Here is a 21,032-nt window from a genome sequence, read left to right as displayed (position 1 = left end):
CCGAAGAAGGTCGGAATCTCTACCGGCTGATGGCCCAGGATTCGGGGGTGGGTCACAGTAACCCCGGACTCCAAATGGTTCCGCTACTGAAAGCGGGGGGACGTCGCATCGATGGCACTTTTCGCTCCATCTTTCTCACATTGAGAGCCATCGATGGCATTCGAAGCCCCATCGATCGCCTTCCGAGTGCCATCGATCGAGCGCTGAGCCTTGCACCTCACATTCCGAATGCCATCGATCGCGCTCCGCGCCCGATCGTTGGCATTCCAGACTCGATCTTCCGCATCGCGCACCTGCATTTGTGAGAGGTAATGCGCGCGCAACGGCGCTAGCCTGCGGACGTCGGCGATGAACGCCGACGTCCTTTCAATGTGATCAACGGAGTGACCATGCCCCAGAACCGCATTTCCCTGACCCTCGCCGCGGACGCCGTGTCCGACATCGAAGCCGCCATCGCCACCATGGAACAGCGCCTCACCGGCCTGATTGGTCTCACGGTCGAAGAACGCCGCGAACTCACCAAGATGGGCGACAAGTCCGAAGCCTTCTGTCGCGCCGCCATGCTCACCCTGGGCAACCACCCGGACGTGCTGCCGCGCAGCTTCGACCTGGACGGCTACCGCGCCGACCTCGCCGCCCTCGACACGCTGCGTCCGCTGATCAACCGCCTGCAGCGCCTGTACGACCGCATGGTCGACAGCGAAATGGCCCTCGGCAGCGACGTGATGGTCGGCTCCCTGGAGGGCTACGCCCACCTCAAGGTGGCCGGCGAGGGCGAAGGCCTCGACACCTTGAAGGACGCCCTGGGTGCCCGCTTCGACCGCAAGCGCCGCGCAGAGCCCGAACCGGCGGCGTAAGCATCCGGCGGTGGGGAAAAGGCGAGCTTCGGCTCGCCTTTTTTTTTGGCGCGTATCGGACCGGAAGCGTGGTCTGCGTAGGGTGGGCTCAAGCCCACCGTCGCACGGGTCTGCACACGTCGAACCGTCAGCTTGGCGCGGAGACACGCTCACGCGTCCGCGCGAGCGTCGACTGGATCGCCGCCTTGAATCCCTTGTCGCTGTCCATCCACGCCTGGGCGGCCTGCTCTTCCGGTCCGTTGGGTGTCTTGCCGCGCAAGCCCAGGTAACCGTAGAAGCGCAGCTGCAGATCGCCGTTCGCGTCTTCGAACAGCTCGTTGACGATCGCGCCTTCGCGCGGGCCGATGACCTGGAAGAAGGTGATCTTCGTGTCCGCCTCGAACGTGATGATCTCGGTGATGTCGTCGCCGAGGATCGTCGCTTCACGCACCAGGTGCGAGGCGCTCTCCTCGACGATCTCGCTGCGCGTGCATTCGTCGGGCGGGAAGAACAGCCGCGCGTCGCGCGCCTTCTGCACCAGGCCCTCCCACGCCTGCGCGCGGGTGAGCGGTGTCTGGCCGGGTGCGTTCACCGGCACGGTGGCGGTCGAGTAGATCATGGGGGACTCCTTCAAAAGTGGGATTGAACGTGCTCAGGCGCGAGCAGCGACATCGGCGGCGAAGTCGCGATACGAACGCAGGGGACGGCCAAGCAGCTGCGTCAGTCGGTCGACATCGCCGGCCTCGGGCACCATGCCGTCGCTGAGGAAGCGCTCGGCCATCTGGCGCATGTCGTAGGCCATCCACGCCGGCATGAACTGGCGCAGGTTCTGCTCGAAGCCGGCGGTGTCGTCGCCGCCGTAGGCGATCGGTCGGCCCAGCGCGTCGGACCAGATGCCCGCGACCTGCACACCGGTCAGCGTGTCCGGCCCGACCAGGTTGATACGCGTCAGTGCACTGCCCTCGGGTGCACCGTCGCGTGCCAGCAGTTCGATGGCGGCGATCTCGCCGATGTCGCGCGCATCGATCATCGCCAGGCCCTGGCTGCCGATCGGCATCGGGTACACGCCATAGCCGAGCACCACGTCCTTGATGGTCAGGTCGTTGTCCATGAAGTAGGCCGGGCGCAGGATCGTCGCCTCGAAGCCCATCTGTTCCAGCATGCGCTCCACCCCGAACTTGCCGGCGAAGTGCGGCACGTTGACGTAGCGGTCGCTGTGGATCACCGAGAGATAGACCACGCGCTTCACGCCGGCCTCGCGGGCCACGTTGAGCGTGATCAGCGCCTGAGTGAACTCGTCGGCGACCACGGCGTTGAGCAGGAACAGGGTGGACACGCCCTGGAAGGCCTGGCGCAGGGCATCGACATCGAGCTGGTCGCCCTGGACGACCTCCACGCCGTCGGGGAGGGCGGCGGTGGCGGGAGTGCGCGCCAGGGCGCGGACCCGGGCGCCGCGCTGGACGAGCTGCTGGACGACGTGGCGGCCGACATGGCCGGTGGCGCCAGTGACGAGGATGGTCATGGGAGTACTCCTTGGGTGGGTGAGGAGGTGCCATGGTTGTTGATCCGAATGCGGGTCGATAGCCCATATAATTGGACCGCCTGTCTCGCTGGTGGAACACATGGACCTGCTCGCCCTGGCCGACTTCACCCTGGTCGCCCGCCACGGCGGTTTCGGGCGGGCGGCCCGCGCCGCCGAGCGGCCCAAGGCCACGCTGTCGCGGCGGGTGGCCGACCTGGAGGCCAGCCTGGGCGTGCGCCTGTTCGAGCGTGGCTCGCACACGCTGAAGCTGACGCAGGAAGGGCGTGCATTGTTCGAGCGCACCGAAACCCTGCTGACCGAGATCGGCGAAGCGGCCACCTCGATCGCCTCGGGCGGCGAGGTGCCGCGCGGCAGGCTGCGCATCAGTGCGCCATTGCTGTTCTCGCAGATGGCGCTGGGCACGCTGTCGGCCCGCTTCGCGCTGCGCTATCCCGAGGTGCGCCTGGAGATCACCACGGAGGACCGCGCGGTGGACATGGTGGAGGAGGGCTACGACCTGGTGATCCGGGTCAATCCCGATCCGGACGAGCGCCTGATCGGACGCGTGCTGTTGCGCGACCGCCTGGTTGCGGTGGCCAGTCCTGCGCTGGAGAAGCCGGAACCCGAGGGTGCGGTGCGCGCGGTGGTGCGTGCGTCCGGCAGTCCCGCTGCGTGGGCGTTGACGACGGTGGAGGGCGATGTGCGGATGCCCATCGAGCCGGTGTTGCGACTGGCGTCGCTGATCATGATCCGCGACGCGGTGCGCACGGGCATCGGTGCGGCCGTGCTGCCGCTGTCGCTGGTGGCCGGCGACCTGCGTTCGGGCGCGCTGGTGCAGTGGGGCGATGTCAAAGGAAAGCCCATCGAGATCTGGGCGCTCTATCCCTCGCGGCGCCTGTTGAGCGCGCGTGTGTCGGCCTTCCTCGCGTTGTTGAAGGAAGCCTTCCCGCTGGGGCAACCGGAAGAGCTGACCGCCTATCTCACGGGTGAGTCCGCGACCGCGTAGCCCGTAGGGTGGGTGCCCCATGCGATGTGTCGGTGTGCGCTTTCGACTGCGGATTCACATGATCGATGCAACACACTCAAGGCTGCGTGGACCGCACGGGCGATAGACTACGCCCCACGACCATCCCCCCTCCCAACAAGGAACCTCTCATGGCATTCACCACCACCGCCTCCGGCCTGCAGTTCGAAGACACCGTCGTCGGCAGCGGCGTCGAGGCCAAGCCCGGCAGCAACGTCACCGTGCACTACACCGGCTGGCTGTACGAGAACGGCGCGCAGGGCGCCAAGTTCGATTCCAGCAAGGACCGCGACGAACCCTTCATCTTTCCGCTCGGCGGCGGCATGGTCATCAAGGGCTGGGACGAAGGCGTGCAGGGCATGAAGGTGGGCGGCCAGCGCACCCTCATCATCCCCGCCAGCCTCGGCTACGGCGCCCGCGGCGCCGGCGGCGTCATCCCGCCCAACGCTACCCTGAAGTTCGACGTGGAGCTGCTGGGTACCTGAGTCACATAGCCCGGGTGCTCACACTGCACCCGGGCGCTTATTACGAGTACGGTCCAGTCACGGGCAAGCGCAACGCCCCCGGTGTGACATACACGGATTCATCTGATTCCTGGCTGAGACTTCTGGCCTTACCTGGGCGGCGAGGTTCCGCTATCGTCGCGGCATGGTCGGTTAGGAGAACCGCATGGCCTGCAGGGATCATCAGGCAAGCAGCGCTGCTCGTATGCGGGCGGGCATGTGCCCGAGTTCATCGTGACAAGCCGCTAGCTGGCGGAAGCAGGTCAGGAGGACCCTATGTCAAGTCGAAGACTCAAGGTTGGAGCGCTCGCGATTCTTCTCGCCACCTCGTGCACTGGATTGGCAGGTTGTGCATCCAGTCAGGCTGCGCGCGTCGAGAAACCCGACTTCACCGGTGGATGGTCGGTGAAGTGGTGCGACAGAACGCATCCAGAGCTCGAGTGCGGCGGCTTTGACGTGACCCTCGTGCAGGAGGGCGATCGGGTCTGTGGCGATTTCGGCAGCGCGCTCGTCAACCTGCGACAGACAGACGAAGGAAGCGTTGTTGGTACAGCCGTAGGCAACACGGCGATCCTGGCGGTGGAAAGCTATCGGAACGGATCCATTGCTCTGGTGCGTGCGACGTTGAAGGGGAGCGAACTGCACTGGAAAGAAGTGGACAACATCAGGCGTGGAGGCTCGGATATCGCCATCATTGCCACGGATGACGTGTTGGTGAAGTCTCGTGTCACTTCATCGCAGCCAGCGGAGAACCAAAGAGAAAAAGCGACCTGCAATTCCATTCTGGGAAGGAAGGAGAGTTGATGATGGACTATCGGGGGTTGAGCCAGGGAGAGTACGACCGAAAGTTGCGTCTGGTAGTCGTGGGGGCGGAGGGACTGCATGCGCATGCCCAGGACATTGGCGATGACATGGCGACGATAGGCTGGGGATACACGCTCAACCGCAACAACAACGTAGGGATCTGGCGAGAGTCCGGCATCGACTTGACGCACGATCAGTGGCGTACGTTGGCGGCCGTCGATGCGGCCCCGACAAATGCCGAGAAGACTAGGATCGGCGTGACGTTCACGCGAGTGCTGAATGCGACGGATTCGGACAGCCTGTTGCGGGCCTCCCTTGCAGATTATGCGGGTCCAGCAGACGACCTCGATATGCCGCTGTCGGACGAAAGGGTCGCGATGGTGTCGTTAGCCTACAACCGAGGGGTCGGCAGTCTTTCCGGTTCGGCGCAGCGCGATATTCCCGAGCACCCAGTGCTGAAAGCCGTACGCGATGGAGACCGTGCGGAGGCGTGGTTCCAGATGCGATACAACTGCTGGGGCAGCGATAAGCTCGACGAGCAGTATCCGGACGCGGATTCGAAGGAGGCAGGCCTTCGCAAACGACGGTTCGCAGAAGCAGAGGTATTTGGCCTGTACGATGACCCTGGCAATGTCACGCCCGAGCAGGCGCGTGGCGTGTATCGCGCATTCCAGCTGCATCGCGCTGAGGTCGATCGCGTCGAGCGGGAATTCGGCGTTACCGTTGAGGGTGAGGCGGCGCGCCAGAATCGGGTAGCGCAGGCGAACAGGGACTATCCAGAGCTGGTAAACGAGTACGGTAGGGTATCGACGATTGCCGATGCACTCGCACCTGCCCGAACTGCGCTACTTCAAGATCTTCGACGGCAACATCCGGAAATCGCCGATAGGCTTACTGACGCCAGTTTCAATGCGGGGCGCATCTATCTCGACCCGGGCCGCGACCTGCAGGATGCCGCTACGGTGGATCGCGACCACCCTGGCAACAATCGAACCCAGAACGCACTACGCAGAGAGCAGCGCAATGCGACCGTCGAAGACGTCGATCGGGATCATGTCGTCATCCTCGACTCCCGCAGGACGCAAGGCAACGCCGAAATCGCAAGCAGCGACCTGCTGATCGGCGAAGGCGGAAACGATACGCTGCGCTCCCACGGCGGGAATGACATCCTGATCGGCGGGCAGGGCCGTGACCGGATGGAAGGCGGTGAGGGTCGCGACACCTATGTGGTCGATGCTGGCGACACTGTGATGGACCGCGACGGCATGGGTGAGGTGCGCTGGGGCGGTCAGCCGCTGACGGGCGGCGCGCGTGCGGCGTCGGACCCCACCGATACCTATCGAAGTGAAGATGGACGCTTCACCTACGTACTGGCGAACAACAACCTCTCCGTTACCGATACGTTGGCCGCGGACCCGACGCGACGCGAGCCGGTGACAATCGAGAATTTCCAGAGCGGTCAGTTGGGTATCACCCTGAGCGCACCCGATGGCGGCGCAAGACCGCAGCCGGACCGGCAAGGCGTGGAGGCCCACGAGCGTGAGCCGATGATCGAGAGGGATCGTGGGGCTGGCAACGCTGTCCCGCTCGTTCCAAACCAGCCTCCGGAAATCGAAGCGCGCCATGGCAGCCGTGACTCCGAGCGCGGACCGTTCAACGATCCCTGCGCCAACAGGGTCTATTCGGCCCTGCTGGCCGGCGACAGCAAAGAACTTGACCGCCTTGCCAGCGAGTTCTCCCAGTCTCCGGAGGGGCAGCGCCTGGCACAGACAGGCGACCAGATACTGGTAGAGCGGCAATTGCAGGAGCAGCAGAAATCCCAGGCGCGTCAGGGGCCAGAAATCAGCGCTTGGTCGAGGATGTAGGCATGAAGCGCGTCGACCGTTCCCGTCATACCCTCATTGTGGTTGTTGCCAGCGTGGTTCTGCTGCGAGGCCTGTATATCGCCGAGCAGTGCTATCGCGCGGGCAACTGGGTCGTCGAAATAAAGGGGGTTTCTTACACCGGTGGCCTCGCCATGTTCATCGTCGGCGCCATGATCGTGTTCGGCGCCGGCTTCGTAATCACCAGCCTTCGCGCGTTGTCGAAGCCGTCGTAGTCCGGTTGCGCGACTACTGTGTCCGGCGCAACGCCGCCACCTGCGCTTCCAACTCCTTGATGCGCGCATCGCGCTCATCCAGCACGCGCTGCACGTCCTCCACTTCGAAGCGCACCGGGATGTACTTCGGGCAGTTCCAGTCGAAGGCTTCGACGTGGATCGTCATCGTGCGCTCGGTGCGCGTTGCGCCCGGCTGCTCCTCCACGCTCAACCGGCCCAGCAGCTTCAGCCGCTGCCGGTGCGCGTAGTCCATCAGGATCATCGCCACGCGGTCGTCGTTGGCCAGGTTGCCCACGCTGATGAATTGGCGGTTGCCGGGCAGGTCCGCGAACGACAGTGTCTTCGCATCGATCACACGCAGGAAGCCGGGCTCGCCGCCGCGATGCTGCACGTACGGCCAGCCCGTTTCCGACACCGTCGCCATGTAGAAGCTGCGCTGCGCGTGGATGAAGGCGGCCTCGTCGTGGCCGAGTTCCGCGTTGCGCACGTCGTCGCCGGATTCGAAGGCGCGGGCGTACTGGGCACGACTGCCATCGCGTGCCTGCGCGTCGCGGACCGCAGGGGTGAAAGCGATGTTCGCGAATGCGTGTCTCATCCCGGTCTCCAGATCTCGCAGGGCGGGCTCAAGCCCGTCATCGCACACCATCGGCCATCCCGCACGGTGGGTCAGGGCCCACCCTGCGCTCACTCCCTCATCAGCACCTGCGCCGGTCCGCCGGTGACCTTGCCGCGCGTCTTCGCCGTCTCGCCCAGGTAGGCCAGCGCGAACTGGGTGAACTTGACGCTGTGCTGCGCGGATTCGCCCATCGTCGCCAGCGTGTCGTAGGACGTGTGGATGTAGGGGAAGCTGCCGTTCGGGCTGCCGCCTTCGAACATCATCGCCGCGGGATAGCCGGCGTTGGTCCACGACGCGTGGTCCGAGCAGGCGTACCCGCATGCGGAGTTGCTGCGCGTCAGCCCCATCGGTGCCAGGTAGGTGTCGAACAGGATGACGAAGAAGTTCTTCAGCTCGGTGTTGGAGTAGTCGCTGATCAGCTTCATGTCGCTGGTCGCGCCCGCCTTGTAGTTGGTCATGTCCACCTGCAGCACGCTGACCACGTTGACGCCGCTGGCGCGGAACGACTGCGCGATGGCGTTGGAGCCGCGCAGGCCGACTTCCTCGGCGGCATAGCCCATGAACTTCACCGTGCGCCGCGGCTGCCAGCCGTCGGCCAGCGCGATGCGCAGCGTTTCGGTGAGCGTGGCGATGCCCGAGGCATCGTCGTCGGCACCTGGCGCGTGCTGGTTGGGATCATTGGGCGTGTTGCCGTTGATCGAATCCAGGTGCGCGCCCAGCACCACCGCCTCGTTCGGCAGGTCCCAACCCTGGATGGTCAGGATCACCGAGGGTTGCGTGGAGCAGTTGCCGCAGGCGGTGAACAGCTCGGTGGTGACGTCGTCGCGCCCGGCCGCTAGCGACTGCCAGTGCGTGCGGATCCACTCGGCCGAGGTCTTGCCATGGCTGCTGGCGAAGTAGCGGTTGCGGTAGCCGGAGAGGTGGTTGATGGTGTCGTAGAGGTTGCGTTCCTGCACCTGCGGCAGCCAGCGGTTGATGGTGGCCTGGTTGTCGAGCGTATAGCCCGCGAGCATCGTTTTCGCCATCGCCTGCTTCGCGCGGTCCGCCTGCACGAAGGCCTCGGCCTCCGCGCGCGTGGGGAAAGCGAAGTAGCCGCCGCAGCGACGCTCGTTGACGTGCACGTAGTCGCTGATCTTGCCAAGTCGATCGGTCCGCGATTCGGCGATCACCAGCGGCATGCCGGCGCTGTCGTGGCGCACCACCACCTCGCGCGCGAGACCGCGGATACCCTGGTGCGTGGCCTGCGAGGTCACGATGTAGACCGGTGCGAACGGATCGGTTGGCGGAGTCGCCGTTGCTGCGGCGGTCGTTCCGCCGGTTGGGATGCGGTGCGTGGAGGGGGTGGCGACGCCTCCGACGGGCGGCGCATGCGACCGCACCACATGGAACGCGGCGGGCGCGCGCACGCTGGATACCTGCACGGTCGGCATCGTGTCCGACCGCACCAGCAGCACGCCGGTCAGCACGAAGAACAGCAGCGTCATCGGACCTGGCATGAACCCTTTCATCATGGCATCCCTCCGGATGACGGACCGCAGCGGTGCGGCTGCCACGCTACCACCAAAGGACGTGGCGCGTAGGGTGCGCTCACGCCCGCCGCCGCGATCTCCACCGAGCAGGCAACGGCGGGCCCGCGACTGACGTGTCGCCTATGCGCGTGGCATAGTCCCGTGCATGGGGAAGGGGCGCGCTTCATCGCAGGCGCTGTCGATCGAAGAAGGGATCGCAGGGCGGGCCTTGGCCCGCCGCCCCGTCGATCATCGCGGAGGTCGGAAGGTGGGCCAGGGCCCACCCTACGGGACGGACAAGGAGTCACGCATGTTGTCGAACAACACACTGAGCTTCACCGAAATGGATCGACGCTTGCGCGAGATGCCGGATGGACCGAACGGCATTCTCAATTCGCCACCGCTGTTCCGTGTCGCCAACGTGGTCGGTGTCGTAGCGTGCGTTGTAGTACTTATGCCGATAGTTCTGGCGAAAATCATCCCGGCAGCGCCATGGATGCTGACGATGGTGCAGATTGGGTTTGCCGTCATGCTTCTCGCATGGCTGCCTGCGTTCGTCAGGAATTGCTGGGTGCTGTTTCTGACAATCTGGCACTGGCGAAAGGGTTTGGTGGAACAACTGGATCATGATCGTCCGGAGTTCGAGGCAATCCTTGCGTGGCTTTGCCAACAGCAAGAGAGCGCATTGATCGAATGCAAAAGAATGGTCGCCCTGACCCAGCGCCAATTGCTCGCTAAGATCGGCCTGCTCGCAGGTGGCTTGGATCGATTGGGAATCTTGCCGGCGTTGGCAGCGGCCTATCTCTTCCTACGGAATGTCGGCGACATTCTTGAAATGCCGGCATGGCAACTGCTGGGTGCGATCTTCCTGATCTTGCTGTGGTTGATCATCACCATGGCGACATTGATGCGCATCCGCCTGCAGCTCTACGAATCCCTGCTGACCGAAGCACTGGCGATGAAATCAACGGGCCGCGACACGCCACGAGCGCGTCCGAGAACCCGTACCGGAGTCCGCTGGGCGTGATCGATGCCGATTCGCCTGGTCTCGGGGGATCTCCCGGCGCACGGCCGCTGGGGTTGTGGGTGTTGCTGCTCTGCTACGCGTGGTACTACCTGCTTGAAACCACCTCGTGGTTGCTGGTCGGCCGGCCGGGCAGGACAGAGTTCATCGTGGCCATCGCGATCGGCGTGTATTCGCTGTGCGTCGGCATCTGCCTGTGGCGAGGCGTGAACTGGGTGCGATGGTGGGTGGTGATCACCACTCTTCTCGTCCTGCTCCTGCTGTGGTTCATGGCCAGCCGGTTCATCCTAGACGACAACGTGCCGGCGGTCTTGGCGTGTCTGCTGTGCGTCGCGATCGCCGTCATGCTGTTCCTGCCGTCGGTCCGCTGCTGGTTCGCGCCACGACGCGTTTGATACGCGTAGGGCGGGCTCAAGCCCGCCATCTTTCGCCATCACGAATCACGGCCGGCGGGCCAAGGCCCGCCCTACGGGACGGCGCGGGTCGGTGCGATGGCGGCTGATCCGGTACCGCGTCGGCGCAACTGCACGAAGAAGCACAGGATCACCAGCAGGCCGATGGCGGAGGGCGCGATCTGTGACCACGGCTGCCCCACGCGGACGACGTTGCCGACGAAGGCAGACAACAGGCCGAACAGCGAGGCGACCAGCTTGTAGACGTGGTCGTAGCGCCAGAGCGAGGCGAACCAGCGACGCGGAAAGCACCAGCGCACCGTGTCGTAGGCCAGCAGGGTGAAGAGCGCGCCGAGCGACGCGTACGCGACGATGCCGGCGTCATTCGAGGGCGAGAGCAAGGCCGGCGTGAGCGCCAGCGCCAAGGCGAGCGCGGCCAGTGTCCACAGCACGTCGAAACACGACGGCCCTCGGTCGCGCGTGTAGATGGAGCGCCACCCGCTGACGAGCTGGTAGGGCACCAGTACCGTGAGGACCGCGAACACCGGGATGAAGCGGAAGAAGACGGTGCCGATGGCGGCCGACAGCGAAACCACCAGCGCGAAGACGCAGAACACCTTGCCCCAGCGGCGGTGCGTCAGCGTCCCCTTGCGCATGGCGAGCAGCGCGAAGCCCACCGCAAGGGCAAGGGTGCCGGCACCGACGTGGACGGCGAGGTTTGCGAGATGGTCGGGCGACATGGGGTTCCCTGGCGCCGGAGCAGGACCGTCCGGGCGAGCTCCAGTATTGGCGGGCGCACGGCGAGGCATGGTGCCCGGCCGACGAATCGCGGTGATCGCCGACGAATCCGCTGGAGCCGGGTGCGAGATCGGGCGGTGTGCACACGCGCCGCCGGATCTGCAGCGAATCGGGTCGCGCGCCTCGCCTGTGCGCCGGTCCTGTCCCCGTCAGCGTGCCGACCGCGTTGGACACGGTGGGGGCCGCGCAGGCCGGGACCGAGGGATGTGCGGCATGGTCGGTGCGATGACGCGGTATCGAAGGATCATCCCGGCGATCGGCCTGTTGATGCTCGCCGCGTGCACCCCCAGCCATTTCGAGCCTCCCCAGCTTGCCGGACGGCCGGCGCTGGTCGACGATGCCGGCAAGCCACGGCTGTGGGTGCTGACCAAGCAGGAAGAACAGCGGCAGGTGGCGGTGGGCGGGCCGGGCCGTCGGTCCGGTGGCAGTCGCGACGACACGTTCTTCCACTTCGACCTGCAGGCGCTGGATACCGAGACCGCGCGTCCGCTGTGGAAGCAGCGCCTGCTCACGCTCGGCGACGACGAAGCGCGCGGCACGCGACCGTCGCGCGTGATCGGCTCCGCGGCGCACGGTGCGCTGCTCGGGCAGGACGGTGGCGTGGTGTGGCTGGTGCTGGACAACGAGCCGTGGGCGGTCAGTGCCGCCGACGGCAAGCCCATCGCCAACGAGGCGGGGATCGAGGAACGCAATCCGGAACTGAAAGGGCTGCTGCCGAGCGAGTCGAAGTTCTACGGCTTCGACCAGGGGCTGGTGGTGATGACAGCCGACGCGCGCCAGCTGGTGATCCGCGGTCCCGCGTTGAAAGCGGTGCCGTACGTGCCCACGCCGGTGCCGGTCGCTCCGCCGGAACTCAAGTCGAACGGGACGCCGCGCATCGTGCCGTTGCGCATTGCGATCGGCGACGTCCCCGCACGGCTGGTCGAACTCGATGGACAGCGCATCGGCCTGTATTCCGATGCGGAAGCACGCGACGCCGCGGACGACACCTTCGGTGATCACCTGCGGTATCCGTATTCCATCCTCAAGGAAGGCGCGCAGGTGCGGCGGCGCTTCTGGCACGCGAACACCGTGCCCACGACGCGGTTCGACGAGACGTTCGACCGCTTCACCGCGTTCACGCCCATCGACCCGGCGCCCACCTTCCTCAACGGCCGCTTCGTGAAAGTGCCCGGGACCGACGACGCGATGCCGCTCGACCCACCCGCCGGCGTGCTGGTCTGGCACAACACGCGGATCGACAACGAGGGCCGGCTGGCGGTGACGCGCCTGGACACGACGTTGAAGTCCCTCTGGACCACCGAGTTGCCCATCAGCGAGACCCCCAACAGTCCCGCCGTCAGCTACTGGCTGCTGCCGGGCCGCCTGCTGGTGATGGGCGCCCGACAGACGCTGGAGGACGGCGTGACGTCGTGGCAAACGCACGTGGTCAGCGTGGCCCTCGCCGATGGCAGCAGCACGACGTGGCAGATGGACGCGAAGTAGGGCGGATTCACGCCCGCCGTCCGAACGCTCATCGAGGTGCATCCACGGCATGGACGCAGCACCGCCGAACCGTCCCTCCCACACCCACCTTCCTGCACAAGGCATCTCATGACCATCAACTGGACCGTAGTCTCGACGCTCACCGACATCGTGGGCGCGCTCGTGGTCGTGGTGTCGCTGTGGTACGTGGGCGTCCAGATAAGGCAGAACACCAGGGCGGCGTTGGCCACGTCGCGACAGGGCCTGCTCGCCGCGGACCTCGGACTGATCACCGATTACATCACCCATGGCATCGATCCCCACCTGATCGGTGACGACGTGCAGCTCTCGCCGCTGGACGAGCGCCGGTTCACCTGGATCGTGATCAAGGCGATCCGCATCCGCGAATTCGCATGGCATCAGCTGCAATGCGGCAGCCTGGACGAGGCCTCGTGGGAGTCCTACATGGCGCCGATACCCGGCATCTTCTCCACGCAGCGCGCGAAGGTCATCCTGGATTTCTATACCGGCAATCCGGAGTTCATGAAGATCCTGCGGACCAGGGCGATGCTGGCACCACCGTCGCCGCCACCGGCAGGCGGCGTCGCGTAACGAGGCACGGACCTTGGGGTTGCCAGGGCTTGGCGCTACCCGCCCGCTTAACGCGCACGCGGATAAGGTGGCGCTTTCCCCCTGAGGCAACGCCATGGAATTGTCCGTGCATCCGTTCTCCGCGTTGTTCGCGCAGCTGGGCCTGCCGAACGACGACGACAGCATCCGGCAGTTCATCGCCACGCACTCGCCGCTGCCCGATGACGTGCGCCTGGAAGAGGCGCCGTTCTGGTCGCCCGCGCAGGCGCAGCTGCTGCGCGAAGAGCGCCTCGACGACGCCGACTGGGCGATGGTGGTGGACCGTTTGAACGTGGCGCTGCACGCCACGCCTGCCTGAGCCGAAGGCAGGCCGCTCGCATCGTGCTCCCGTGACCGCATTGTCGTCGTCCCACGGAACGGCATTCCTCCAGGTCGATCATCCCCAGCCCTGCGTCCCGTACCCTGCCGATCGTCCGCATCACGTGCGACGGCATGCCGTTTCCACTCACCTCGCAACTGATCGCACTCGACACCACGCACGCCAGCGACGGCACCGCTACCGTGCTGCGCCTGGTCGCGATATCCGCTGACGGCGGCTGCGAGAGCGTGCTGCCGCTGGCACCGCGTGGCGCGATGCTCGACGTGGCGATGGGGTACGACACTGCCTTGCAGTCGGTGTTCGCCGGCACCGTGCGCGGGCAACGTCTTCGACTGTCGGACGCGGGTGTGCCGGAACTTGAACTGCACGCCACCTCGGCGGTGCGGCCGGGTGCGTTGATCGATCTGCGCGGGTCGGCGATGCCTTCGGTGGCCAGCACCGCATCGTGGGCGTGCAGCAGGTGTTCTCGAAGGCGGGCTGGCGCACCGTGGTCGACGTCGCCGACACGGCCAGCTCGACGGACTAGCGCGTGCCCCAGCCGCTGGCGCGGGCGAGTGCGATGGCGGCGCGTTCTGCCGCTTCGGGGGTGCCGTAGCGCGTGGTGGTGACGACGTCGCCGCGCGCACGGCCGTCGGCGAACGGGAACATGGCCCGGCCCTGCCAATACGACGCCCCGAAAAAATCGATTTTCTTCAACACCTGGACGGTGATCGATTGACCGTCCTCGGTGAGGGTCCTCACGCTCATCCATATCCCCGATATGCATGGTCAGGGCCTGATTCTATTCAGCGACGTCGACGTTGCAAGTCGGTCGCCAGGCGGCTCTTGCTTGCTGAGTCCGGCTGACCCGGCGCGATCCGTGGGCGTCGTGGGGAGGGCAATGGATGCGACCATTCACGCCCGTCGAACGTCGGTGATGCGGCCCGGTAATCATCGCTACACACGTCTTCCTGCATGCAGAAAACCGTGCCAGAGCGACCGCCGGTCGCGCGATCTGCGGAATTTTCAGCGGGGTTAATCAATGTGGACGTGATCTCACGCGGCTATCACCGCGGCCGCGTGAGGGTGATGGCGCAATCGCAGTGGAGATGACACATGATGTGGGCTTCGATGGCCATCAGGATTCGTCGCGCGCGGTTGGGCGCGTCGCTGACCCAGTCGCAACTCGCCCGGCACACGGGCGTCAACCGCAGCGCGGTGGCGCAATGGGAACGGACGGAAGGCGGCACCACGCCGAGCGTATCGAACCTGGCCAACATCGCCGTCGCCACCAGGGTCGCATTCGAGTGGCTGGCGACCGGGCGCGGCACCAACGTCACGGAGGTGCCGGACAAGACATCCGCCGTCACGTACGCGATGGACGAATTCGAAGCGCATTGCCTGGACAGCCTGCGACGCCTGACCAGGCAGAGCCGCCGGTTGATCTGCGAGCTGCTGGAGGACATGGCCGGCCGGCGGTGAGCGAAGCGGTTTCGCGCGCCCGGGAAAGGACTGGCTCGTGGCGGGCAAGCGTGGTCTAGTGAGCGGGTGACGCGCCCTGGGGAGGGCGCCGCCCTCTCCGGACTACGATATCTCCTGACCACCACGGGCGCGGAGGCGCGCCAGCACGGACGCCATGCTCAAGCACCTGACACGCCTGTTCGCCCGTTCCCCGGACACGACGACAACCGCCATCGCGCGGCCGCGCGTGCCGGTGGAGATGCACTGGTTCGCCGAGACGCGGTTGCCGATCGTCGATTGGGAACATCAGGGCGCTGGCGACACCGTTCCGCGCGGCGGCGACGCGGCGCACGCGTACTGGGATTCGGCGGCGGAGACCTGGCTGGAGGCATTGCGCGATGCGCTGGGTGCGGATTACCACGTCACCGGATCGGATGATTTCCTGCTGCTGTCCACGCTGGAGCCGCGTCCGGCGCAGGTGTTCCTGGCGACGTGCCAGCGCATGCGTGCGCGCATCCTGCGCAACCTCGGCGCGTTGGCCGACGATGGCGGCTGGGGCTGGCACGTGGTGATGGTGTTCGAGGATCCGGACGACTACTACGACTATGTCGGCCACTACTACCCGGACGGTGGCGAGTATGCGATGTCGTCGGGCATGTTCATCCAGGCCGGTTACGGTCACTTCGTGATGCCGCTGGAACAGATCGACGCGATGGAGCCCGTCATCGCGCATGAACTGACGCACTGCCTGCTGACCCACCTGCCCATTCCGGCGTGGCTCAACGAAGGGTTGGCAGTGAACACCGAGCACACGATGTTCCCGCAGCTCGCTTCGCCGCAGGCGCAGCTCCATTTCCCGCACGAAGTCGCTGCGCAGCATGCCGCGTACTGGGACGCCGACAGCATCCAGGCGTTCTGGTCGGGCAAGTCGTTCCTCGCCACCGATGACGGCAACCGCCTGTCGTATGACCTGGCGAAGAAGATCACCGCACTGGCGGCACGCGACGAGGCCGCCTTCCGCGCCTTCGTCGCGCAGGCGCATGCGCAGGATGGCGGCGTGGCTGCCGAACATCATCTCGGCTTTCCGGTCGCGCATCTGGTGGAGGCAGTGCTCGGCGACGGACCCTGGCAGCCGCAGCCGTCGACCTGGCGCGACGGTGTGGAACGGGGACAGTTCCGGCCTGGCCGATAGTCGCGGTGTGGTCGGCTTGAAACCGATCTGGTGGCCGGTCCGCGCAGGTGCAAGCGTGTCTTCGGATGAAGCCTGTGCGGTCGGCGCAGGCAATCACCCGGTCGGGGTACCGACCGTCCTCCCATGAGGCAACCGGAGGTTCCCGATGAGTCCACGTTCGCTTGTCCGTGTGTGGCCGCGCGCCGCCCTGCTGCTTCTGCTGGGCGCGGCCGTGGCTGGTTGCACCACGCGCGGCGCGGTGCGATCGGCATCCGGTGACCGGTCCGAGGTGCGGCAGGTACAGGTCCGCGTGCCGCACGACGCGCACACGCGGCCGCACTTCAACGACGCCGATGCCGATACGGCGATGGTGGACGATGCGGCGGAGATGGCCGGTGATGCGCCGGAGATGGCGATGGCCGCGGGTGATGCGCCGCTGCCACCACCACCGGCGAACGCCCGCGCGGCGATGGCGGCACCCGCCAGCGTGGCGATCACGCAGTGTCCGTTCGGCGAACCGGTGCCGCGCCGCGGGGTGGAGTTCGGCCCCACCGAGCGCGTGGTGCGTGCCGGCTACGCGCTGCTGCACAGCGCCGACCTGAAGACACCGTACTGGGTGTGCGAGACCTACACGACCTCATCGCTGCGCAACAACGTCGAGCGCGGCTCACGGTTGTTCAAGGCAGATCCGCAACTGCGCCTTGCGCGTGCGGTGCCGGGCGACTACAGCCGCTCCTCGCAGCACCGCACGCGTGCGGGCCTGTTCCCGATCGACATCGGCCACATGGCGCCCGCCGAAGCGCATTCCAGCAGCGAATCGCGCATCGCCGACACGTTCTACCTCTCCAATACAGTGCCGCAACACCGTTCGATGAATCGCGGACAGTGGGCGCGGCTGGAGGCGTGCGCGCGGACCACCGGCCCGGTGCGCGGGGCGAAGTGGGTGATCAGCGGGCCGATGATCTACGACGAACGCGATGTCGCGTTCGTCACCGTCGACACCATCGGCGACGGCGTGGTGATCCCCACGCACACGTGGAAGATCCTGGTCTATCGCACGCCCGACGACGTACTGCAGGCGTGGGCCGCGGTGATGCCGAATGCGGTGTTGCCGGAGAACTCCCAGCTCGACGATTTCGCCGTCAGCATCGATGCCATCGAGGATGCGACCGGCTTCGACTTCCTGCCCCGGTTGAGCGCCGCCGAGCAGCGCCGGCTGGAGGGCACGGTGCGGCCGATCCAGTGCCAGTGATGGCGTGCCGCGCGGGGCGGCCGTGGGCCGGCGGCGACGGCGCATCGGCCATCGCCGCCGGATTGAAGCGGACTACCTGACGATCTTGCCGTTGATGAGCGGGTAGTAGACCGACGGCGTTTCCTCATTGAGGTCGATTTCGACCAGGCTGGAGTCGGCATGGTCCACCGTCAGCTCCCAGCGGCGACGTTCGCCCGCCACGTAGGCCTCGATGTCCGGGAACAACTGTTTGATCAGTTCGCCACGCGAGACCGGATACGGCTTGGCGTCGGCGGGCGACACACTGACGATGACGAAGTCGTACTTGCCGTCGAACTGGTGGCTGCTCAGCACGTACAGCGTGCTGCTGATGGTGCTGCCGTGCTTGATCTGCGCGTCCATGATCGGGCGGTGCCACTTCTTGTACAGCGCCAGCCATTCGTCGTGCTTGCCGGGCGGCACCTTGTAGTAGCTGATGCCGACACGCGGCCGGTCGGGCAGCCCGCGGCCGGCGAGGGCCTGCGCGGCGGCGCTCTGGATGCCAGCGACGGTGAGGGCCAACAGGGCCAGGGCGGTGAGCAGTCGGGTCTTCATGCAATGTCCTTGGGTTGGGGGGTGGATCAGAAAGTCGCCGTCAGGCCAACGAAGTACTGGCGGCCGAAGATGTCGTAGGTGCTGGCGCTAGTAGCGCCGGGTGTGCCGCCGACCTGCGGCGGTGCCTTGTCCAGCAGGTTGTTGATGCCGGCGCGCAGCGACAGGCGTTCGCTGAGCGTCCAGTCGCCGAATGCGTCGAAGTAGTGGTAGGCGTCCACGCCGGGCGTGGTCGATGCCGGGTTGGTCACCTTCGAGCTGTGCTGCTGCGCGCCGATGTAGCGCCAGCGCAGGCCGCCGCCGAACGCGCCCTGGCCGTAGCGCACCTGGCTGACCGCCTTCCACTCGGGCACGTAGCCGACCGCGCCGGCGTAGTCGTAGACCACGCCGCCCTTGAGCGTCTGCACCTCGTAGCGGTCGACCCAGCCGAGCACCGAACTGGCGCGCAGCGTTGCGCCGCCCTCCCACTGCCGGCTCCAGTCCAGTTGCAGGTCCACGCCCTGCGTGCGCAGGCTGCCCATGTTGTAGGTGGGCTTGAAGATGTTGTCGATGCGGCCGGTGGTGGCGTTGCGCTGGATCTGCCGGCAATAGAAGTTGTCGACGGCATAGCCCGGGTTGGCGCCGTCCTGGTTGAAGCACGAGGCCAGTACCTGCGACGAGGTCAGCGTGCCGATGACATCGGTGACCTTGATGTCGAACCAGTCCGCCGCGAGCGAGAAGCCGCTGCCCTCCGGCGACCACACCACGCCCAGCGTATAGGTGTCGGCCGTCTCGGGCTGCAGGCCGACGTTGCCGGCGATGGTCGCCAGCGATTCGCGCTGCGTATCGACGTAGCCGTCCAGCAGCGGGGCGGGAATGCCCTGCGCCAGGCACAGGGCCTCGACGGCAGCGGCATTCGCGCCGGTACGCAGTGGACTGCCGGTCTGGCACTGATCGCCCTGGCCATTGACGACCAGCCCGTAGCCGTTCGATTCGGTCTGCGCGGCGACGTACAGCTCGCCCACGCTGGGCGCGCGCACGGCACGCTGGTAACTGCCGCGCAGGCGCAGGTGCTGCACCAGCGCCCAGGTGAAATCGACTTTGTAGGTATCGACGCCGCCCGACAGGTCGTAGTCCGAATAGCGGTAGGCCGCACCGATGTCCAGCGCGTGCGCGAACGGTGCGTCGTACAGCACCGGCACCAGCGCTTCGACATACAGCTCCTTGACGCTGGTGCTGCCGCCGCTGGTGCCCTTGGCCGGCAAGCCGACCACGGCACCCTGCTGCAGCAGGCGGTCGGGCTGGAACGCATAACCGCTTCGCCGCCATCCCAGGCCGGCGGCGAAGCGCACCTCGCCGGCGGGAAGATCGAACAGGCCACCCTGCAGGTTCGCTTCCAGCACCTCCTGCTCGAACACCGTCTGGCTGCTGGTGGTCGCCACCAGGTAGCGACGGCAGGCATCCGACAGCGTGGTGACGCCGAACGGGTCGTAGCCGCCTTCGCACAGGCTGGCGCCGCCGTCGGCCGCGTTGATCAACGTGGTCAACGCCTGGGTGACGACCGCACCGTTGCTGGTCTCGGAGACGTCGGTGCGGCCCTTGCTGGCGTAGACGTCCCAGCTGCCGTTGAGCGCCTCGACTCGGCCGCGCGCGCCGACGACGAACTGCCACGTGTCGAAGTCGCGCTCGAAGGTGCGCGGGCCGGCTTCGCCGAAGCGCTTGTGCAGGGTGAAGTTGGCGCCGGGGTTGGCGCGAGAGGCGAGGATCGTGCGCAGGTCGGCGGGGATGAAGGGATTGCCGGCCGGCACGCTGATGCCGGCGTTGCCCGCTTCGGCCGCGACGTAGCTCTGCAGGTTGGACCAGCTGAACTGGCCGTAGGCCTGCACGTCGTCGGTGAGCTGGAAGGTGGCGCGTCCGAACGCGGTATGCCGTTCCAGCGGCACCTGGATCAGCGAATCCTGGTTGAGGTTGTTGAGCTGTGCGCCGGTGTTGGACAGCAGCGTGTCCGAGCCGCGCCAGTTGAACGGCCCCTTGTTCGCGAGGAACAGCGTGCCGTCATCGTTGAAGCCCAGGTAGGTGGTGGTGGTGACCGGAACGCGCCCGGGCGCCGCGCCGTACTGTGCGAACACCTGGTCCACCGCCGCCTGGTTGGGCAGGTTGGCGCCGAGTTCGTAGGTGCCGGTCTGGATGCGGAAGTCGGTGCCGCCGGGACTCTTGCGGAAGAACTCGCGCGCCATGAAGTCGACGCCCTCGCGATCGGTCCACGAGAACGACAGCACGGCATTGCCGCGACCGTCGGCGAAGTTGCCGCCGAAGGTCAGCGAGAGGTCGGAGGTCTCGCCATCGCCTTTCGCGTACTGCGAGACCTGCGAATCGAAGCGGACGCCTTCGAAATCGTCCTTCAGTCGCACGTTCACCGCGCCCGCGATGGCATCCGAGCCGTACACGGCCGATGCGCCGCCGGAGATGATCTCGACGCCCTCGATCAGTGCGCTCGGGATGCCGTTGATGTCGACGACGTTGTCGGTGGTGGACGGTTGCAGTCGCCGGCCATCGAGCAGGACGAGGTTGCGCTGTGCACCCAGCCCGCGCAGGTTGAGCGTGGACTGGCCGGTGCCGCCCCAGCCCGCATTCGTCTTGTTGGCGCCCAGCCCGAGTTGCGGCAGCTGGTTGAGGGATTCCTCCAGCGTGCTGGTGCCGGTGGCGCGGATGTCCTCGGCCGAGACCGTGGTGAGCGGGCTGGTGCTTTCGTAGTCGAGCGCGGCAATGCGCGAGCCGGTCACGCTGACGGCATCGAGTTGCGTCGCCGACGCGGCCGCACGCGTGTCGCCGGCGGGTGCCTGCGGGGTGGTCTGCGACAGCGCGGGTACGCTCAACGCCTGGGCGACGAGCAGGCCGACGAGCGTTCGCTGGAGAGGACGGTGCGGGTCGGGAAAGGTCGAGAAGGATCTCGCCTGCCGCGGAGCGCGGGGCAGGGTGGGGAATGGCATCGGTGGTGGTCCTGGCTGAGGGCGGCGTGGGGGCACGGACGAACCGCGCTGCTGCGCAATCGCTCGCACGG

General features: G+C 66.4%; 23 protein-coding genes. 15 read left to right on the top strand and 8 right to left on the bottom strand.

Going from position 1 to position 21,032, the window contains the following annotated elements; genetic code table 11:
• On the top strand, window positions 1-305 hold a 305-nt coding region (locus tag AX730_RS19290; RefSeq protein WP_232310140.1), incomplete at its 5' end, for a hypothetical protein.
• An 84-nt stretch (window positions 306-389) separates the two neighbouring features.
• Window positions 390-857 (top strand): hypothetical protein, encoded by a 468-nt coding sequence (locus AX730_RS01115; RefSeq protein WP_062350688.1) that lies wholly within the window; start codon window positions 390-392, stop codon window positions 855-857.
• A gap of 127 nt (window positions 858-984) precedes the next feature.
• Here the strand turns inward: AX730_RS01115 and AX730_RS01110 are convergent, their stop codons facing one another.
• Window positions 985-1,455, bottom strand: a complete 471-nt coding sequence (locus AX730_RS01110) for an AtaL-like protein (RefSeq protein ID WP_062350685.1) — start codon at window positions 1,453-1,455, stop codon at window positions 985-987.
• A 33-nt stretch (window positions 1,456-1,488) separates the two neighbouring features.
• Complete coding sequence (locus tag AX730_RS01105) at window positions 1,489-2,358, bottom strand: SDR family oxidoreductase (RefSeq protein WP_062350681.1); 870 nt, start codon at window positions 2,356-2,358, stop codon at window positions 1,489-1,491.
• 100 nt (window positions 2,359-2,458) lie between these two features.
• Between AX730_RS01105 and AX730_RS01100 the strand changes: the two genes are divergently transcribed.
• The 5 genes from AX730_RS01100 (at window position 2,459) to AX730_RS01080 (ending at window position 6,787) form a co-directional block, all read left to right on the top strand.
• A complete protein-coding gene (locus AX730_RS01100; RefSeq protein WP_062350678.1) occupies window positions 2,459-3,364 on the top strand; it encodes a LysR family transcriptional regulator in 906 nt (301 codons plus the stop codon).
• A 122-nt stretch (window positions 3,365-3,486) separates the two neighbouring features.
• Entirely contained in the window at window positions 3,487-3,867 is a 381-nt protein-coding gene (locus AX730_RS01095; protein ID WP_407071463.1) for an FKBP-type peptidyl-prolyl cis-trans isomerase, read from the top strand.
• A 294-nt stretch (window positions 3,868-4,161) separates the two neighbouring features.
• The gene (locus AX730_RS01090) at window positions 4,162-4,689 is read left to right on the top strand and encodes a hypothetical protein (protein ID WP_157074031.1); all 528 of its coding nucleotides are present in this window, start codon (window positions 4,162-4,164) and stop codon (window positions 4,687-4,689) included.
• A complete protein-coding gene (locus AX730_RS01085) occupies window positions 4,689-6,554 on the top strand; it encodes a hypothetical protein (RefSeq protein ID WP_062350668.1) in 1,866 nt (621 codons plus the stop codon). Before AX730_RS01090 ends, AX730_RS01085 begins: the two co-directional genes overlap by 1 nt.
• 2 nt (window positions 6,555-6,556) lie before the next feature.
• A complete protein-coding gene (locus AX730_RS01080) occupies window positions 6,557-6,787 on the top strand; it encodes a hypothetical protein (RefSeq protein WP_062350665.1) in 231 nt (76 codons plus the stop codon).
• Window positions 6,788-6,800: 13 nt separating this feature from the next.
• Here AX730_RS01080 and AX730_RS01075 read toward each other — a convergent pair whose 3' ends face one another.
• Window positions 6,801-7,382: a pyridoxamine 5'-phosphate oxidase family protein gene (locus AX730_RS01075; protein ID WP_062350661.1), complete on the bottom strand. Its 582-nt coding sequence runs from the start codon at window positions 7,380-7,382 to the stop codon at window positions 6,801-6,803.
• Between the two features lie 89 nt (window positions 7,383-7,471).
• The gene (locus tag AX730_RS01070; RefSeq protein WP_083537618.1) at window positions 7,472-8,914 is read right to left on the bottom strand and encodes a M20/M25/M40 family metallo-hydrolase; all 1,443 of its coding nucleotides are present in this window, start codon (window positions 8,912-8,914) and stop codon (window positions 7,472-7,474) included.
• Between the two features lie 307 nt (window positions 8,915-9,221).
• Between AX730_RS01070 and AX730_RS01065 the strand changes: the two genes are divergently transcribed.
• Window positions 9,222-9,938, top strand: a complete 717-nt coding sequence (locus AX730_RS01065) for a hypothetical protein (protein ID WP_157074030.1) — start codon at window positions 9,222-9,224, stop codon at window positions 9,936-9,938.
• Window positions 9,935-10,330, top strand: coding sequence for a hypothetical protein (locus AX730_RS01060; protein ID WP_157074029.1), 396 nt, complete (start codon window positions 9,935-9,937; stop codon window positions 10,328-10,330). The genes AX730_RS01065 and AX730_RS01060 overlap by 4 nt, the downstream gene beginning before the upstream one ends.
• 71 nt (window positions 10,331-10,401) lie before the next feature.
• On the opposite strand, the gene AX730_RS01055 is transcribed toward AX730_RS01060, so the two are convergent.
• Window positions 10,402-11,067, bottom strand: coding sequence for a DUF2306 domain-containing protein (locus AX730_RS01055; RefSeq protein ID WP_062350649.1), 666 nt, complete (start codon window positions 11,065-11,067; stop codon window positions 10,402-10,404).
• A 271-nt stretch (window positions 11,068-11,338) separates the two neighbouring features.
• On the opposite strand from AX730_RS01055, the gene AX730_RS01050 reads away from it, so the two are divergent.
• From AX730_RS01050 to AX730_RS01040, 3 genes are all read left to right on the top strand, one after another.
• Window positions 11,339-12,610, top strand: a complete 1,272-nt coding sequence (locus tag AX730_RS01050; RefSeq protein ID WP_157074028.1) for a PA2928 family protein — start codon at window positions 11,339-11,341, stop codon at window positions 12,608-12,610.
• 108 nt (window positions 12,611-12,718) lie between these two features.
• Window positions 12,719-13,201 (top strand): hypothetical protein, encoded by a 483-nt coding sequence (locus AX730_RS01045; RefSeq protein WP_062350644.1) that lies wholly within the window; start codon window positions 12,719-12,721, stop codon window positions 13,199-13,201.
• A 94-nt stretch (window positions 13,202-13,295) separates the two neighbouring features.
• Window positions 13,296-13,538 carry a DUF2789 domain-containing protein gene (locus tag AX730_RS01040; RefSeq protein ID WP_062350641.1) on the top strand — a complete coding sequence of 81 codons (243 nt, stop codon included), beginning with the start codon at window positions 13,296-13,298 and terminating at the stop codon, window positions 13,536-13,538.
• A gap of 543 nt (window positions 13,539-14,081) precedes the next feature.
• On the opposite strand, the gene AX730_RS01035 is transcribed toward AX730_RS01040, so the two are convergent.
• Complete coding sequence (locus tag AX730_RS01035; RefSeq protein ID WP_062350638.1) at window positions 14,082-14,306, bottom strand: hypothetical protein; 225 nt, start codon at window positions 14,304-14,306, stop codon at window positions 14,082-14,084.
• Between the two features lie 348 nt (window positions 14,307-14,654).
• On the opposite strand from AX730_RS01035, the gene AX730_RS01030 reads away from it, so the two are divergent.
• The 3 genes from AX730_RS01030 (at window position 14,655) to AX730_RS01020 (ending at window position 17,422) form a co-directional block, all read left to right on the top strand.
• The gene (locus AX730_RS01030) at window positions 14,655-15,020 is read left to right on the top strand and encodes a helix-turn-helix transcriptional regulator (RefSeq protein ID WP_062350634.1); all 366 of its coding nucleotides are present in this window, start codon (window positions 14,655-14,657) and stop codon (window positions 15,018-15,020) included.
• A 154-nt stretch (window positions 15,021-15,174) separates the two neighbouring features.
• Window positions 15,175-16,191 carry a hypothetical protein gene (locus tag AX730_RS01025; protein WP_062350631.1) on the top strand — a complete coding sequence of 339 codons (1,017 nt, stop codon included), beginning with the start codon at window positions 15,175-15,177 and terminating at the stop codon, window positions 16,189-16,191.
• A 145-nt stretch (window positions 16,192-16,336) separates the two neighbouring features.
• Window positions 16,337-17,422 (top strand): DNA/RNA non-specific endonuclease, encoded by a 1,086-nt coding sequence (locus tag AX730_RS01020; RefSeq protein WP_083537617.1) that lies wholly within the window; start codon window positions 16,337-16,339, stop codon window positions 17,420-17,422.
• A 72-nt stretch (window positions 17,423-17,494) separates the two neighbouring features.
• Here the strand turns inward: AX730_RS01020 and AX730_RS01015 are convergent, their stop codons facing one another.
• Together AX730_RS01015 and AX730_RS01010 are read right to left on the bottom strand one after the other, a co-directional pair.
• The gene (locus AX730_RS01015) at window positions 17,495-17,995 is read right to left on the bottom strand and encodes a hypothetical protein (protein ID WP_062350623.1); all 501 of its coding nucleotides are present in this window, start codon (window positions 17,993-17,995) and stop codon (window positions 17,495-17,497) included.
• A 26-nt stretch (window positions 17,996-18,021) separates the two neighbouring features.
• Window positions 18,022-20,961 carry a TonB-dependent receptor domain-containing protein gene (locus AX730_RS01010; RefSeq protein WP_083537616.1) on the bottom strand — a complete coding sequence of 980 codons (2,940 nt, stop codon included), beginning with the start codon at window positions 20,959-20,961 and terminating at the stop codon, window positions 18,022-18,024.
• Window positions 20,962-21,032: the final 71 nt, after the last annotated feature.

Source organism: Pseudoxanthomonas mexicana (assembly GCF_001556105.1).
Classification (GTDB): Bacteria; Pseudomonadota; Gammaproteobacteria; order Xanthomonadales; family Xanthomonadaceae; genus Pseudoxanthomonas_A; species Pseudoxanthomonas_A mexicana_A.
The sequence above is the reverse complement of the archived record's forward strand: the minus strand, read 5'-3'. Positions and strand labels throughout refer to the sequence as shown.